The organism is Plantactinospora sp. BC1, from assembly GCF_003030345.1.
Classification (GTDB): Bacteria; Actinomycetota; Actinomycetes; order Mycobacteriales; family Micromonosporaceae; genus Plantactinospora.
Genome location: NZ_CP028158.1, coordinates 7,756,856 through 7,770,552 on the forward strand (window position 1 = coordinate 7,756,856; position 13,697 = coordinate 7,770,552).

General features: G+C 72.5%; 12 protein-coding genes. 6 read left to right on the forward strand and 6 right to left on the reverse strand.

Going from position 1 to position 13,697, the window contains the following annotated elements; translation table 11 throughout:
• Positions 1 to 33 precede the first annotated feature (33 nt).
• Entirely contained in the window at positions 34 to 1,119 is a 1,086-nt protein-coding gene (locus C6361_RS34050; RefSeq protein ID WP_107270267.1) for an epoxide hydrolase family protein, read from the reverse strand.
• Between the two features lie 141 nt (positions 1,120 to 1,260).
• Here C6361_RS34050 and C6361_RS34055 point away from each other — a divergent pair, with 141 nt between their 5' ends.
• Positions 1,261 to 1,731, forward strand: coding sequence for a MarR family winged helix-turn-helix transcriptional regulator (locus tag C6361_RS34055; protein ID WP_107271352.1), 471 nt, complete (start codon positions 1,261 to 1,263; stop codon positions 1,729 to 1,731).
• Positions 1,732 to 1,953: 222 nt separating this feature from the next.
• Here C6361_RS34055 and C6361_RS34060 read toward each other — a convergent pair whose 3' ends face one another.
• Positions 1,954 to 3,996: a prolyl oligopeptidase family protein gene (locus C6361_RS34060; RefSeq protein WP_107270269.1), complete on the reverse strand. Its 2,043-nt coding sequence runs from the start codon at positions 3,994 to 3,996 to the stop codon at positions 1,954 to 1,956.
• A gap of 90 nt (positions 3,997 to 4,086) precedes the next feature.
• Between C6361_RS34060 and C6361_RS34065 the strand changes: the two genes are divergently transcribed.
• Positions 4,087 to 5,934, forward strand: coding sequence for a copper resistance protein CopC (locus tag C6361_RS34065; protein WP_369930925.1), 1,848 nt, complete (start codon positions 4,087 to 4,089; stop codon positions 5,932 to 5,934).
• Positions 5,935 to 5,943: 9 nt separating this feature from the next.
• Here the strand turns inward: C6361_RS34065 and C6361_RS34070 are convergent, their stop codons facing one another.
• Both C6361_RS34070 and C6361_RS34075 read right to left on the reverse strand, forming a co-directional pair.
• Positions 5,944 to 6,600, reverse strand: a complete 657-nt coding sequence (locus C6361_RS34070; RefSeq protein ID WP_107261859.1) for a response regulator transcription factor — start codon at positions 6,598 to 6,600, stop codon at positions 5,944 to 5,946.
• Positions 6,601 to 6,602: 2 nt separating this feature from the next.
• The gene (locus tag C6361_RS34075; RefSeq protein WP_107270270.1) at positions 6,603 to 7,655 is read right to left on the reverse strand and encodes a sensor histidine kinase; all 1,053 of its coding nucleotides are present in this window, start codon (positions 7,653 to 7,655) and stop codon (positions 6,603 to 6,605) included.
• Between the two features lie 287 nt (positions 7,656 to 7,942).
• Between C6361_RS34075 and C6361_RS34080 the strand changes: the two genes are divergently transcribed.
• The 3 genes from C6361_RS34080 to C6361_RS34090 all read left to right on the forward strand — a co-directional run bounded on the left by C6361_RS34080 (position 7,943) and on the right by C6361_RS34090 (position 10,208).
• Positions 7,943 to 8,215, forward strand: a complete 273-nt coding sequence (locus C6361_RS34080) for a hypothetical protein (protein ID WP_107261863.1) — start codon at positions 7,943 to 7,945, stop codon at positions 8,213 to 8,215.
• A gap of 153 nt (positions 8,216 to 8,368) precedes the next feature.
• Complete coding sequence (locus C6361_RS34085) at positions 8,369 to 8,827, forward strand: CBS domain-containing protein (protein ID WP_107261865.1); 459 nt, start codon at positions 8,369 to 8,371, stop codon at positions 8,825 to 8,827.
• Between the two features lie 94 nt (positions 8,828 to 8,921).
• Positions 8,922 to 10,208 carry an SLC13 family permease gene (locus tag C6361_RS34090; protein WP_107270272.1) on the forward strand — a complete coding sequence of 429 codons (1,287 nt, stop codon included), beginning with the start codon at positions 8,922 to 8,924 and terminating at the stop codon, positions 10,206 to 10,208.
• Positions 10,209 to 10,337: 129 nt separating this feature from the next.
• On the opposite strand, the gene C6361_RS34095 is transcribed toward C6361_RS34090, so the two are convergent.
• Both C6361_RS34095 and C6361_RS34100 read right to left on the reverse strand, forming a co-directional pair.
• Positions 10,338 to 10,967 (reverse strand): MBL fold metallo-hydrolase, encoded by a 630-nt coding sequence (locus C6361_RS34095; protein WP_107270274.1) that lies wholly within the window; start codon positions 10,965 to 10,967, stop codon positions 10,338 to 10,340.
• Entirely contained in the window at positions 10,967 to 12,055 is a 1,089-nt protein-coding gene (locus C6361_RS34100; protein WP_107261871.1) for an S-(hydroxymethyl)mycothiol dehydrogenase, read from the reverse strand. Before C6361_RS34100 ends, C6361_RS34095 begins: the two co-directional genes overlap by 1 nt.
• A gap of 485 nt (positions 12,056 to 12,540) precedes the next feature.
• On the opposite strand from C6361_RS34100, the gene C6361_RS34105 reads away from it, so the two are divergent.
• A complete protein-coding gene (locus C6361_RS34105) occupies positions 12,541 to 13,695 on the forward strand; it encodes a hypothetical protein (RefSeq protein WP_159079612.1) in 1,155 nt (384 codons plus the stop codon).
• Positions 13,696 to 13,697 lie beyond the last annotated feature (2 nt).

Here is a 13,697-nt window from a genome sequence, read left to right on the forward strand (position 1 = left end):
GCGTACCGACGAAGGCGTACCGACGAAGGCGTTTCAGCGGAGGCCCCAGAAGAACGCCCGGACGTCGTCGACGAGGAGTTCCGGCACCTCCAGCGCGGCGAAGTGGCCGCCCCGGTCGAACTCGCTCCACCGGACGATCGGGTACGCCCGCTCCGCGAGGCTCCGGATCGACCGGGTGATGTCGTGCGCGAAGACCGCCACCCCGACCGGCACCGGGCAGCTCTGCGGCCCGATCGGACTCTCCCGGTGCAGCCGGGCCGACGAGCCGGCGGTGCCGGTGAGCCAGTAGAGCATCACGTTGGTGAGCAGCCGGTCCACCGGGATCGTCGAACTCGGATCGGTCCACTCGGTGAACTTCTCGGCGATCCAGGCGAGTTGTCCGACCGGCGAGTCGGTCAGCGCGTACGCCGGGGTCTGCGGCCGGGTGCTCTGCAACACCATGTAACCGGGGCGCTGGGCGACGTACTGCCGGATCCGGGCCAGCCGCTCCCGGTCCGACTCCGACAGCTCGGCCTCACCGGTCCAGCCGGGTGGCGGTGGCGTGGGCAGGTACGTCAGGTGCACCCCGACGACGTTCTCCGGGGCGTACTCGCCGAGGGCGCGGGAGATGGCCGAGCCCCAGTCGCCGCCGTGGGCGCCGTAGCGCCGGTAACCGAGCCGGCGCATGAGTTCGGCCCAGGCGCGGGCGACCCGGTGCACGTCCCAGCCGCGTTCCCGGGTCGGCCCGGAGAAGCCGTACCCGGGGATGGAGGGTACGACGAGGTGGAAGTCCTCGGCGAGTGGGCCGAGCACGTCCAGGAACTCGACGACCGATCCCGGCCAGCCGTGCGTGAGCAGCAGCGGCAGCGCGTCCGGGTCGGCGGCGCGCAGGTGCAGGAAGTGCACGTTCTGCCCGTCGATCTCGGTGGTGTACTGCGGCAGCTCGTTCAGCGCGGCCTCCTGCCGCCGCCAGTCGTAGCCGGTGCGCCAGTGGTCGGCGAGTTCGCGTACCCGTTCGAGCGGGATGCCGTAGTCCCAGCCCGCCTCGGGTAGCTGCTCCGGCCACCTGGTCCGGCGCAGCCGCTCGGCCAGGTCGGTCAGGTCGGCCTCCGGGATCTCGATCCGGAACGGCTTGATCATGCGGTCGTCCTCCCTCGACTCCGCGACCTCGGTCGCGGGTCTCGACGCGTCATTAGTGCGACTAACGTTTGGAGCACTAACGATAGTACGACCGGCACCGGAACCGTTAGTCCTCCGAACGACTTTGTTAGGGTGGTCACCGTGGAGAGCCCGACCGGAGAGAGCCCGCCAGCTCGGCTGGCCGGCCTGCCGAGCTGGCTGCTGACCCAGACCGCCCGGCACGCCCACCGGCTGGTCACCGAGGGGTTCGCGGAGATCGGCTCCCGGGGCTACCACTACCGGCTGTTGCTCACCCTCGACGAGGTCGGCCCGACCAGCCAGGCCGACCTGGGCCGGCGCAGCGGCATCCACCTCAGCGACGTGGTGGCGGCGGTCAACGACCTCGCCGACCGGCAGTTGGTCGAACGCTCCCCCGACCCGACCGACCGGCGGCGCAACGTCATCACCCTCACCCCGGCCGGGCGACGCCAGCTCCGCCGCCTGGACCAGCGGCTGACCCGGATCCAGGACGACCTGCTCGCCCCGCTCGCCCCGGCCGAACGCGACCAGTTGACCCGGCTGCTGACCCGGCTCCTCGACCACCACCGGGGCAGCCCGGCCGCCGACGACTGAGCCGGCCGCGCGCCGCCACCGGCCGCGCGCCGCCACCGGCCGCGCGCCGCCACCGGCCGGACGCGGATCCGGGCCGACATCGCCGCACCCCCGGCACATCACCCGGACGAGCCGGCCGGGCGAGCGCGTCAACGTGGCGGGCCAGGCGAGCGCGTCAGCCCAGCGGGCTAGACAGCGCCTGAACGCGGCCGGTCCGGCGAGCGCGTCAGCCCGGCGGGCGGGTCAGTGCGGCGGGTCGGTCAGCCGGCGCCAGAGGAAGCGCAGCATCAGCGCCCACTTGAAGGCCAGTTGCGCGTTGTCGGCGGCGGCGCCGTGCCCGCCCTCGACGTTCTCGTAGTAGGAGACGTCGTAGCCGTAGCTCCGCATCCGGGCCGCCATCTTGCGGGCGTGCCCCGGGTGCACCCGGTCGTCCCGGGACGAGGTGACGAAGAGGACCGGCGGATACGCCCGACCCGGCCGGACGTTCTGGTAGGGCGAGTACTCGCGCAGGAACGCCCAGTCGGCCTCGTCGTCCGGGTCGCCGTACTCGGCCATCCAGGAGGCGCCGGCCAGCAGCAGGTGGTAGCGGCGCATGTCGAAGAGCGGCACCCGGGCCACCACCGCACCGAACAGCTCCGGAAACCGGGTCAGCATCACGCCCATCAGCAGCCCGCCGTTGCTGCCGCCCTCGATGCCGAGCCGGGCCGGCACGGTGACGCCCCGGTCGACCAGGTCGGTCGCCACGGCGGCGAAGTCCTCGTACGCCCGCAGCCGGTTCTCCCGCAGCGCCGCCCGGTGCCAGCGCGGGCCGTACTCGCCACCGCCCCGGATGTTGGCGACCACGTACCTGCCGCCCCTGGCCAGCCATCCCCGGCCGATGATCCCGCTGTAGCTCGGTGTCCAGGCCACCTCGAAGCCGCCGTACCCGGTCAGCAGGGTCGGCCCGGTCGACTCACCCGCCGGCCCGACCAGAAAGTACGGCACCCGGGTCCCGTCGGCGGACCGGGCGTGCAACTGCCGGACCGTCATCCCGGCCGGGTCGAAGAACGCCGGGTCCCGCTTCAGCGTCTCGGCCGACCCGTCGACCGTGCCGTAGTGCAGCGCGGTCGGCGCCAGGAAACCGGTGCTGGCCAGCAGGTACTCGTCGCTCTGCTCCGGGTTGGTGTCGACGATGACGACGTGCCGCTCGTCGCCCGGAGCGGCGGCGGTCTCCAGCAGCGGACGCCGTCGCCAGCCGTCCTCGCCGGGGCTGAGCACCTCGGTCCGGCTCCGCACGTCCACCAGGGTGTTCAGGATCAGGTGCCCCCGGGTCCAGGCGTGCCGGCCGGGCGCGCTCTCCGGGCCGGGGGCGAAGACGACGGTCAGGTCGCGCTCACCGGCGAGGAACCGGTCCAGCCGGGTGACCAGGATCGTTCCGGCGGCGTACGTCCGGTCGGCCACCGTCCAGTCCGAGCGGAGGGTGATCAGCAGCCACTCCCGGTGTACGTCGGTTCCGGCGTCCTCCGGCACGTCGATCCGGACCAGTTCGCCGTCGACGGTGCGCAGGAATTCCTCCCGGCGGAAGAAGTCGAGCCGGCGGCCGAGGAAGTCGCGGACGAAGCCGGGGGTGGGGTCGTGCACGGCGTACACCGAGACGTCGTCGTCCCGACCCTGGTAGACGACGGTGGCCTCGGCGAGTGGCGTACCCCGGCGCCAGCGCTTGACGATCCGGGGGTAGCCGGAGGCGGTCAGCGACCCGGGGCCGAAGTCGGTGCCGACGTAGATGTGGTCGGCGTCGATCCAGCCGACGTCGCTCTTCGCCTCGGGCAGGCAGAAGCCGTCGGGTACGAAGGTCCGGGTCGTCAGGTCGAACTCGCGGACCACGCTCGCGTCCGAGCCGCCCCGGGCCAGCCGGAGCAGGCAGCGTCGGTACCCGGGCCGCGCCACGACCGCGCCCTGCCAGGTCCACGGCTCGCCCTCGGCGGCGGCCAGCGCGTCGACGTCGAGCAGCACCTCCCAGTTCGGCTCCGCCCGGCGGTACTCGTCGAGGGTGGTACGCCGCCACAGTCCCCGGGGGTGGGCCTCGTCCTTCCAGAGGTTGTAGAGGTAGGTTCCGTCCCAGTGCACGAACGGCACCCGGTCGGCGGCGTCCAGCACCTGTCGCAGCTCGGCCTCCAGCGCGGCGAACGCGGGATCGTCGGCCAGCGCGTCGCGGGTCTCCGCGTTGCGGGCGCGGAGCCAGGCGGTCACCTCGGGGCCGGAGAGCGCCTCCAGCCAGCGGAATTCGTCGTCGAGATCCGGGGACACGCAGGGTTCCTACCACAGGAGGTGAACAAAGTTTCCACTCAGTCAGATGGCGGATTGAACTTCCCGGCGCCGAAAAACGATCTAACTGAGGTGGGACGTTCTCCGCTCGAACCCGGACCGCTCGAACCCGTAGCGCCCGAAACCGGACCGCTCGAAGCCGGACCGTCGGTCCGGGTGGTGGCGCTGGGGCGTGCCGTGCTGGCGGTGCTGCTGCTCGGGGCGGTGGCGGTGCTGCTCGCCCCGGCCAAACCGGCGGCGGCACACGCCGCGGTGGTCGGCACGGTGCCGCAGCAGCAGGCGGTACTCGGCTTCTCCCCCACCGAGGTCACGATCACCTTCAGCGAACCGGTGGCCCTGGTGCCCGGCCGGGCCCAGGTGCTGGCCCCGGACGGCAAGCGGATCAACGACGGGGACGCCAGCGTCCGGGACGCCACGCTGCGGATCCCGATCCGGGTCGCCGACCGGCCGCTCGGCAGCTACCTGGTCAGCTACCGGGTGATCTCCGCCGACAGCCATCCGGTCGCCGGCAGCTACACCTTCGCGGTCGGTGCCGCCTCGGCCACCCCGCCGGAGCCGGCCGACGAGACGGTACGCCCCGACGTCCAGGTCGCGATGCCGGCGACCAGATACCTCGGGTACGCCGGCCTGGTCCTGCTGATCGGCCCGACGCTGCTGCTCGGGCTGCTCTGGCCGCGCCGGCTGCCCCGCCGGGGCGCGATCCGGCTGGTCCGGGCCGGTGTGGCGCTGGTCACGGTCGGCGCCCTGGCCGGATTCTGGACGCAGGCGCCGTACACCAGCGGCGCCGGGCTGCTGGACGTCTCCGCCGCCGAACTGTGGCAGCTGCTCGGCTCGGACTTCGGGCTGGCGCTCGCCGCCAGGCTCGGCATTCTGGCGCTGGTCGCCGCCCTGCTGCCGCCGGTGCTGGCCGGTCGGGCCGGCCGGGCCCGGGTCGGGGTGCTGGTCGCGCTCGGGCTGGCCGGCCTGGCCACCTGGCCGCTGGCCGGGCACGCCGCCGCCTCGCCGACCCCGCTGGCCAGCGGCATCGCCGCCGTCGTACACCTGGCCGCGATGTCGGTCTGGCTCGGCGGGCTGGTGACGCTGGTCTGCTTCCCGCTGCGCAGCGCCCACCCCCGGGTGCTGGCGGTCCTCCTGCCGGTCTGGTCCCGCTGGGCCGGCATCGCGGTGCTCTGGCTGGTCGCCGGTGGGGTGGTGCAGGCGGTGATCGAGATCGGCGCACCCGGAGCACTCCTCGGCACCGGCTACGGGCGGCTGGTACTGGCCAAGGTGGCGCTGCTGGCGCTGCTGCTCGGCGCCGCCGGGTACGCCCGCCGCCTGGTCCGCCGCCGCGCGACCGCCGGGCTGGCCACCGCACCCGCCACCGCCCGGACCGGGCTGCTGGTCTCCGCCGGCGCCGTACCGCCGGCCGCCGCACCGGCCCGCCCGCCCGCGCCGCCCGGTGACAGCGCTGCGGCGGCGGTCGCCGGACGGCGACGGTTGCGCCGGACGGTCGGCCTGGAGGTGCTGGTCGGGTTGGTCGTGCTCGGCGTCAGCGCGGTACTGGTGCAGACCACCCCCGGGCGCAACGCCGGGATCGAGGCCGAGATCGCCGCCTCGGACACCTTCGCCCAGACGCTCACCTCACCGCTCTACACCCTCCAGTTCGACATCTATCCGGTGCAGCTCGGGCCGAACAACACCGTGCACGCGTACGTCTACACCCCGCAGGGCAAGCCGCTGCCGGCCGTGGAGTGGACGCTGACCGCCGGGCTGCCGGCCCAGGGTGTCGAGCCGACCGACACCCCGATGCTGGGCATCGAGCCGCACCACGCGGTCGGCGCGGTGAGCTTTCCGGTCCCCGGTGACTGGGAACTGCGGTTCACCGTCCGCACCTCGGAGATCGACCAGGCCACGGTGCGGACCGTCGTACGGGTGCGCTGAGGCGCGGGGTCAGGGCTCGACCAGGCCGGCCCGGATGGCGTACCGGGTGAGGTCGATCCGGTCCCGCATGCCGAGTTTGGCCAGGATGTTGGCGCGGTGCCGGTCGACCGTCTTGACGCTTATCACCAGCGCCTCGGCGATCTGCTTCGCGGAGTTGCCCTCGGCGATCAGCTTTATGATCTCCTCCTCCCGGGGTGTCAGGATGCTCTCCGGCAGCTTCTCGCCCTGCCGGGCCCGGTGCAGATAGTCCCGGATCAGCGCGGTGATCGCGCCGGGATAGAGGAACGGCTCGCCGCGCATCGCCGCCCGGCACGCCTCCAGCAGGTCCCGGTCGGCGACCGACTTGAGCACGTAGCCGGAGGCTCCGGCCCGGAGCGCCTCGAAGAAGTACTGCTCGTTGTCGTGCATCGAGAGCATCAGGATGCGTACTCCGGGCGCCCGCCGGGAGATCTCCCGGGCCGCCTGGAGACCGGTCATCCTCGGCATCGCGATGTCCAGGATGACCAGGTCGATCTCGGTGCGCCGGACCGCCTCCACCGCCTCCGCCCCGTCGGCCGCCTCGGCGACCACCCGCAGGTCGGGCTCGGCGTCGAGGATCAGCCGCAGTCCCCGGCGGACCAGCGCGTGGTCGTCCGCCAGCAGGACCCGGGTCACGGTCGCGGACATGGTCACGCCTCCCTCTCCGCCGAGTCGTCGGCGGGTACGGCCAGCCGGATCTCGGTGCCGGAGCCGGGGGTGGCGGTGATGGTCAGCCGGGCCCCGATCAACAGTGCCCGCTCCCGCATCCCTCGGATGCCGGCGCCCTCCCGGGCTATCTCGCCGAGGCCGTCGTCGACGACCCGCAGCACCACCGTGCCGGCCTCGGCCCGCAGCGACAGCTCGACCCGGCCGGCCCGGGCGTGCCGGGCCACGTTGGTCAGGCTCTCCTGGGCGATCCGATAGATCACCAACTCCTTCTCGGCGCTCAGCGCCGGCAGGTCGGGCGTCGACCGGCGCACCACCGGCACCCCGCTGACCTGGGAGAACTCCGTCGCCAGCGCGTTCATCGCGCTGAGCAGCCCCAGATCCTCCAGTACGTCCGGCCGGAGCCGCCGGGCCACCCGCCCCACGTCGTCGAGGCTCTCCCGCAGCGTCTCCTGCACCGCGTGCAGCTCCTCGCGCAGCTCGGCCGGGGCGCGGTCCACCGCCCGTTTCAGCCCGAGCAGCACCACCGTGAGGCTCTGCCCGATCTCGTCGTGCAGCTCCCGGGCGATCCGCTGCCGCTCCCCCTCCTGGGCGGCGAGCGCGTGTGCGCTGCTCGCGCTGCGTTCCGCCTCCAGCCGGTCGAGCATCGCGTTGAAGGTCTCGATCAGGTTGGTCAGGTCGCCGTTGCCGGCGTCGACCAGCCGGTCGCCGGTACGCAGCAGGTCGACCCGGCGCATCAGCGTGGTCAGCGCGTCGAGCGGGGCCAGGCTGGCCCGGAGCAGCAGGGCGTTCGCCGCCAGGATCAGGGCCAGCCCGATGGTCAGCACCGGGATCTCGGCCAGCAGCACCGGCGACGAGACGGTCGCCGGGGAGAGCGCGAGCACCAGCGTGCCGACCGTGAAGACCAGGCCGTTGAGCAGGAACAGCCGCCGGAACAGCGCCTGGGCGGGTGCCCGGCGCCCGGGACGGCCGGAAGCGCCGGATCGTCCCGGGCTGTCCGGTCCGGGCGCGGCTGCCCGGTCAGCGGTGTCGGTCACGCTGCCAGCCTCGCCCGGGAGCTGCTGTTTTGTCCATCTGATCCGACACCCAACCCCGGCGTGCCCGACCGGTCAACACCCCGGCCACCTGCATGTTCCGCCCCACCGCAGATGGGTGTCGCACCCGATGGTCGGCCGGGGTGCCGTCCCGAATTCTTGATATCGGAACCGGCGGCCAACCCGAGACCGAGACCGGAACCGGCATCCGAACCCCTGCGACCGAGCCCGACCACGGCCGGCGTACGGGACGGCGCCGCCCCGCCGCCCCTACCCCGAGCGAGGCCACAGTGGACATCACCCGGACCACAGTTCCCGGCGTCGGCGTCGTACACCACTTCCTGACCCGGGGCGGGCAACGGTTCGGCGTACTGCTGGACCAGGCCGGCCTGCGGTCGCTGCTGCTGTACGGGCCGGACGATCCGGACGTACCGGTGGACCGGATCGCACTGGAACACGACGAGGCCGACCAGATCGCCGAGGTGCTGCACAGCGCACCGATCGCAGACCGGCTGGCCAGCCTGGAGCGCCGTCTCGCCGAGCTGCACGGCGGATCCGCGTGATCGCGGTACGCCCACGCGGCCGCCCCGCCGGCCAGGCCCCCTGCCGGCGGGAGAACCCGTCGTCATCGGGAGGCTATGTTGTCGAACAATCCCTCAGGCCCTACCGTTGCGGCGCGACGGCCGATGCCGGCCCGCGCCCAGGGAGATGGTGGAATGCAGGCGCAGCAGATCGCCGCGGTGGTACCGACGGTGACCGTCCGAGACTCGGTGGCCCGGGCGGTCCGGCTGATGGCGCTCCGCCGGCTGCCGGGCATGATCGTGGTGGACGACCGCGGCCGGCCGAAGACGGTGCTCCCCGGCACCCAGGTGCTCCGGATGGCGGTGCCGAGGGCCTATCGGGAGGATCCGATGCTGGCCCGGACCATCGACGAGGCCCGCGCCGACCTCTTCTGGGAGGAACTGGACAACCTGACCGTCGGCGACTGCCTGTTCCGGGAACCGGACCGGGTGACCACCGTCGGCCTGGACGGAACGCTGCTGGAGGTCGCCGCGCTGATGGCTCGACAGCGCAGCCCGCTGGTGGCGGTGGTCGACGGCGCCGGGGTACTCGTCGGGGCGATCACCCTGGACCGGGTACTCGCCGAGTTCGCGGTGGCCGACTCCGACACCTGACCCCGGCCCGGCCGGCCGCCGCGCGTCGTGCGGCGGCCGGCCCCTCCGGCGGCGCCGCCCCGGGTGGCAGCACGACCGGACCGGAGTACGCCCGATGAGCGCCGTCGCCGCGCTCGTCATCTTCGTGGTGGCGTTCTTCTTCATCGCCACCGAGAAGGTGGACAAGGTCAAGGTGGTGCTGATCGCCGCCGCCGCGATGCTGGTGTTCGGCTTCGCGCCGGGGGCGGAGGTCTACTTCTCCGAGCACGAGGGGATCGACTGGAAAGTCATCTTCCTGCTGCTCGGAATGATGATCATCGTTGGGGTGCTGAAACAGACCGGCCTCTTCGACTACCTGGCGATCTGGGCCGCGAAGAGATCGTCCGGCCGGCCGTACCGGCTGATGGTGATGCTGATGCTGATCACCGCCATCGCCTCGCCGTTCCTGGACAACGTCACGACGATCATGCTGGTCGCCCCGGTGACGGTGGTGGTCTGCAACCGGCTGCACATCCCGGCGCAGCCGTACCTGATCGCCGAGATCCTGGCCTCCAACATCGGTGGCGCCGCGACCCTGATCGGCGACCCGCCCAACATCATCATCGGCAGTCGCGCCGGACTGACCTTCACCGACTTCCTGGTGCACATGGCGCCGGCCGTCGTGGTGATCTTCGCGGTCTTCGTACTCTTCACCCGGGTGCTGTTCCGCAAGTCGTTCAAGTACAACCCGGAGCACGTCGAGGCGGTACTGGCGTTGCAGGAGCGACGGGCGATCACCGACGTACGGCTGCTGGTCCGCTGCCTGGTGGTGCTCGGCCTGGTGGTGGTCGCCTTCGGGCTGCACTCGGTGCTGCACGTCGACCCGTCGGTGGTGGCGATGGTCGGCGCCGGGGTGATGCTGCTGGTGTCCAAGATGGACGTCTCCGACGTGCTCGGCGAGGTCGAGTGGCCGACCCTGGTCTTCTTCATGGGGCTGTTCGTGATGGTCGCCGGGCTGGTGCACACCGGCGTGATCACCACCTTCGGCGAGTGGGTGATCGAGCAGGTGGACGGCAACTTCTTCGGTGCCGCCACCGCGCTGCTCTTCGGCTCGGCGGTGCTCGGGGCGTTCTTCGACAACATCCCGTACGTCGCCACCATGGCACCGGTGGTGGAGGGGCTGGTCGCCACGGCACCGGACCCGCAGACCGGGCAGGCACTCTGGTGGGCGTTCGCCTTCGGCGCCGACTTCGGCGGCAACGGCACCGCGGTCGCCGCCAGCGCCAACGTGGTGGCGATCGGCATCGCCGCCCGTACCGGTCACCGGATCTCGTTCTGGCAGTTCACCCGCTACGGCATCATCGTCACGATCATGAGTACCGTGCTCGCCTGGATCTACGTCTGGCTGCGGTACTTCATGTGATGCCGGCCCGGCACCGGAGCGATTCGCCCGGCGCCGGGTCAATCGTCCGGGTCGCCGGGGAGCCAACCGTGCTCCCCGGCGACCCGGACCGCCTCGGCCCGGGTCCGCGCCCGGGGCGACGGCTTCCGGTCAGTGCCCCCGGGCCAGCCACTCGTCGAGGTGCGGCGCCTCCGCGCCGATGGTGGTGCTCGCACCGTGCCCGGTGTGCACCACCGTCTCCGGCGGCAGGCTCAACAGCCGCCGCCTGATCGACTCGACGATCGTGCCGAAGTCGCTGTACGACCGCCCGGTCGCCCCCGGGCCGCCCTGGAACAGGGTGTCGCCAGTGAAGACCGCCCCGAGCGAGGGCGCGTAGAGCGAGCATGCTCCCGGGCTGTGCCCGGGGGTGTGCCGGACCTCCAGCGTGGTGCCGGCGACCTCGATCGACTGCCCGTCGGCCAGTTCACCGCCCGGCGGCACCTCCGGGTGCACCATGTCCCAGAGCACCCGGTCGGCCGGGTGCAGCAGCACCTGGGCACCGGTCGCCTCGGCCAGTGCCGGCGCGACGCGTACGTGGTCGTCGTGCGCGTGCGTGGCCAGGATCGCCCGCACCCGCCGGTCACCGACCGCCGCCAGGATCGCGTCCACGTCGTGCGGCGCGTCGATCACCACGCACTCGGCGTCGTCGCCGACCACCCAGACGTTGTTCTCCACGTCGAAGGTCTGACCGTCGAGAGAGAAGGTGCCCGAGGTGACCGCGTGGTCGATGCGGGCCGCCATCAGAAGATCACCACGGACCGCAGTACGTCGCCGTGGTGCATCTTGCCGAACGCGTCCTCCACCTGGTCGAGGGCGATCTCCTCGGTGACGAAGGCGTCCAGGTCCAGCCGGCCCTGGAGGTAGAGCGAGGTCAGCATCGGGAAGTCCCGGTCCGGCAGGCAGTCGCCGTACCAGCTCGACTTGAGCGCCCCGCCCCGGCCGAAGACGTCGAGCAGCGGCAGTTCGGGCACCTTCATCTCCGGGGTGGGTACCCCGACCAGCACGACGGTGCCGGCCAGGTCGCGGGCGTAGAACGCCTGCTTCCAGGTCTCCGGCCGGCCGACCGCCTCGATCACCACGTCGGCGCCGTGCCCGCCGGTCAGTTCCCGGATCGCCTCCACCGGGTCGGTCTGGCGGGCGTCGACGGTGTGCGTCGCGCCGAACCCCCTGGCCCAGTCCAGCTTCCGCGGGTCGGTGTCGACCGCGATGATCGTGGTCGCGCCGGCCAGCGCCGCACCGGCGACCGCGCCGTCGCCGACACCACCGCAGCCGATGACCGCGACCGAGTCGCCCCGGGTGACGCCGCCGGTGTTCACCGCCGCGCCGAGCCCGGCCATCACCCCGCAGCCGAGCAGCCCGACGGCGGCCGGCCGGGCCGCCGGGTCGACCTTGGTGCACTGCCCGGCGTGCACCAGGGTCTTCTCCACGAACGCCCCGATGCCGAGCGCCGGGGAGAGTACGGTGCCGTCGGTCAGGGTCATCTTCTGGCTGGCGTTGTGGGTGGCGAAGCAGTACCACGGCTTGCCGCGCCGGCAGGCCCGGCAGTTGCCGCAGACGGCCCGCCAGTTGAGCACCACGAAGTCACCCGGCTCGACGTCGGTCACCCCCGCGCCGACCTGTTCCACGATCCCGGCGGCCTCGTGCCCGAGCAGGAACGGGAAGTCGTCGTTGATGCCGCCCTCCCGGTAGTGCAGGTCGGTGTGGCAGACGCCGCAGGCCTGTACCCGCACCACGGCCTCACCCGGGCCGGGATCCGGTACGACGATGGTGGCCACCTCGACCGGCGCACCCTTGGCCCTGGCGATGACGCCGCGTACTTCCTGGCTCACGCTGCCTCCTCAAGATCTCGATCCCGATCCGCCGTAGCATGTCACGGCCGTCCAGCCTGCCCGCCAGGCTCGCCCGCCGTCCGGAGCGCACCAGGAAGTCTGGCAGGCCGGGGCGGCGTTCGCACCGGTCGGGACGGCGGACATTGACGGACAGCCCTCGCCGTCGGGCCGATTCGCGGCATGCCCCGCTGGTGCCCGAGGGTCAGGGGCGGAGAGCACGGGTCGGCCGTCCCGTCTCCGCCCGGGTGTCCGGTTTTTGGTCATGATCGGGTGGTGGGTGGGGGCGGATCGCGGAACACCGGGCCGGTGGCGGTGGTTATACCCGGCGTACGTCCGCAGCAGCAGTCCCCCCCGGGCTTGCCGGGTCGGTGGGAGTTGGTCCGCCGCCGCACCCAGGGCAAAACCGACCGCGAGATCAAACGCTGCCTCAAGCGCTACATCACCCGAGAGCTCTACCGACGCCTCGAAACACCACCCTCAACCACTTGACGCACCATAGGAGCGTCCACGACACGACGGTCGACCCGTGGCGGGACCTTGCCCGCCCCTTGGCCGGCCCCTACGAGATCACCGTTCGGGGTCCGCTCGGCCGCGGCCTGGCCCGGACGCTGGAGTTCGCCGAGGGGCTGTCCGTCATCTCCCACCCCGCCTGGCGAGAGATCACGGCGAACGGGCTGGAACCGGCCACCGTAGGAGCCGACGCCACCCTGCCCGACCTATCGGTCACGCCCCCAATGACCCACCTGGGCCCCGCCGACACCGCTGTCGAGCTGCAGCTCGACAGCCCGGGCGGCGCGACCACCGTACGGGTCACGCCCGCCCACATGGCGCTCCAACGGCTCGGCGGCGGCAGCCGCGGCGAATGGTCCCTGCAACCGCTGCGTCTGGACACCGAGACAATCGGCGAGGGTGAACTGCTGGTGCGGCTACCGCGGGCGGTCGACGCGCGGTTGATCGTCCGGTCCGGGGGCCGCGAGCTGCAAACCGTTCCGTCCGGAGAAACCTACGGCCAGCCGATGGCCCGGTTCCGGCTCGCCGCCATCGCCGACACGGTCGGCGCCCACGGGCTCGCCCAGCTCGACGTCCGCTTCGACGGGCAGGACTTCCCGGCAGCGCGCTGCGTACCCCGACGCCTCGCCAGCGCGGTGCACCTCGAGGACGACCGGCTGGTGCTGGTCGACGGCGTGCGGGCCGAAGGGCTGACGGCCGCGCTGTACCAGGTGTACGCGCCGTGGGAGCCGCCATACCTCGCGCGCCTCAGCGCGGACCTGGTCAGCGACCCACTGCCCACGCGGGTCATCACGGCGGGGCCACTCGTGGCGCTGTTGCGCATCGAGGATCCGTGGTTGCCGTCGGACTGGCCGGAGTGGCCCGGCCGCGACAACTCCTTCGACCTCGCCGAGCTGACGTGGCAGCCGACCGGCCAGGACCCGGCGGGTGAGGCGGTCTCGGCGTACCTGGCCGGAGCAGCTGCCCTGCCCGACCTACCGGACATCGCGCCGCTGCTGTTCGACCTCTACCCGCGCGGACGACCTTCGTATCCGAGGTGTCACGGCCAACATCCGGGGCGCCGCGCCGCTCCTGCGCCCGCATCCCGCCGCCGCGCTGGCCGTGCTCACCAAGCACCGCGCCTCGGCTGACC

Coding starts and splice junctions, on each gene's coding strand:
- C6361_RS34070 (WP_107261859.1), bottom strand. CDS start 6,600: ATGTCCGCGACCGTGACCCGGGTCCTGCTGGCGGACGACCACGCGCTG.
- C6361_RS34095 (WP_107270274.1), bottom strand. CDS start 10,967: ATGGCGGCCCGCATCGACCACGCGGTCACCTCGGGCACCTTCTCTCTC.
- C6361_RS34090 (WP_107270272.1), top strand. CDS start 8,922: ATGAGCGCCGTCGCCGCGCTCGTCATCTTCGTGGTGGCGTTCTTCTTC.
- C6361_RS34050 (WP_107270267.1), bottom strand. CDS start 1,119: ATGATCAAGCCGTTCCGGATCGAGATCCCGGAGGCCGACCTGACCGAC.
- C6361_RS34085 (WP_107261865.1), top strand. CDS start 8,369: ATGCAGGCGCAGCAGATCGCCGCGGTGGTACCGACGGTGACCGTCCGA.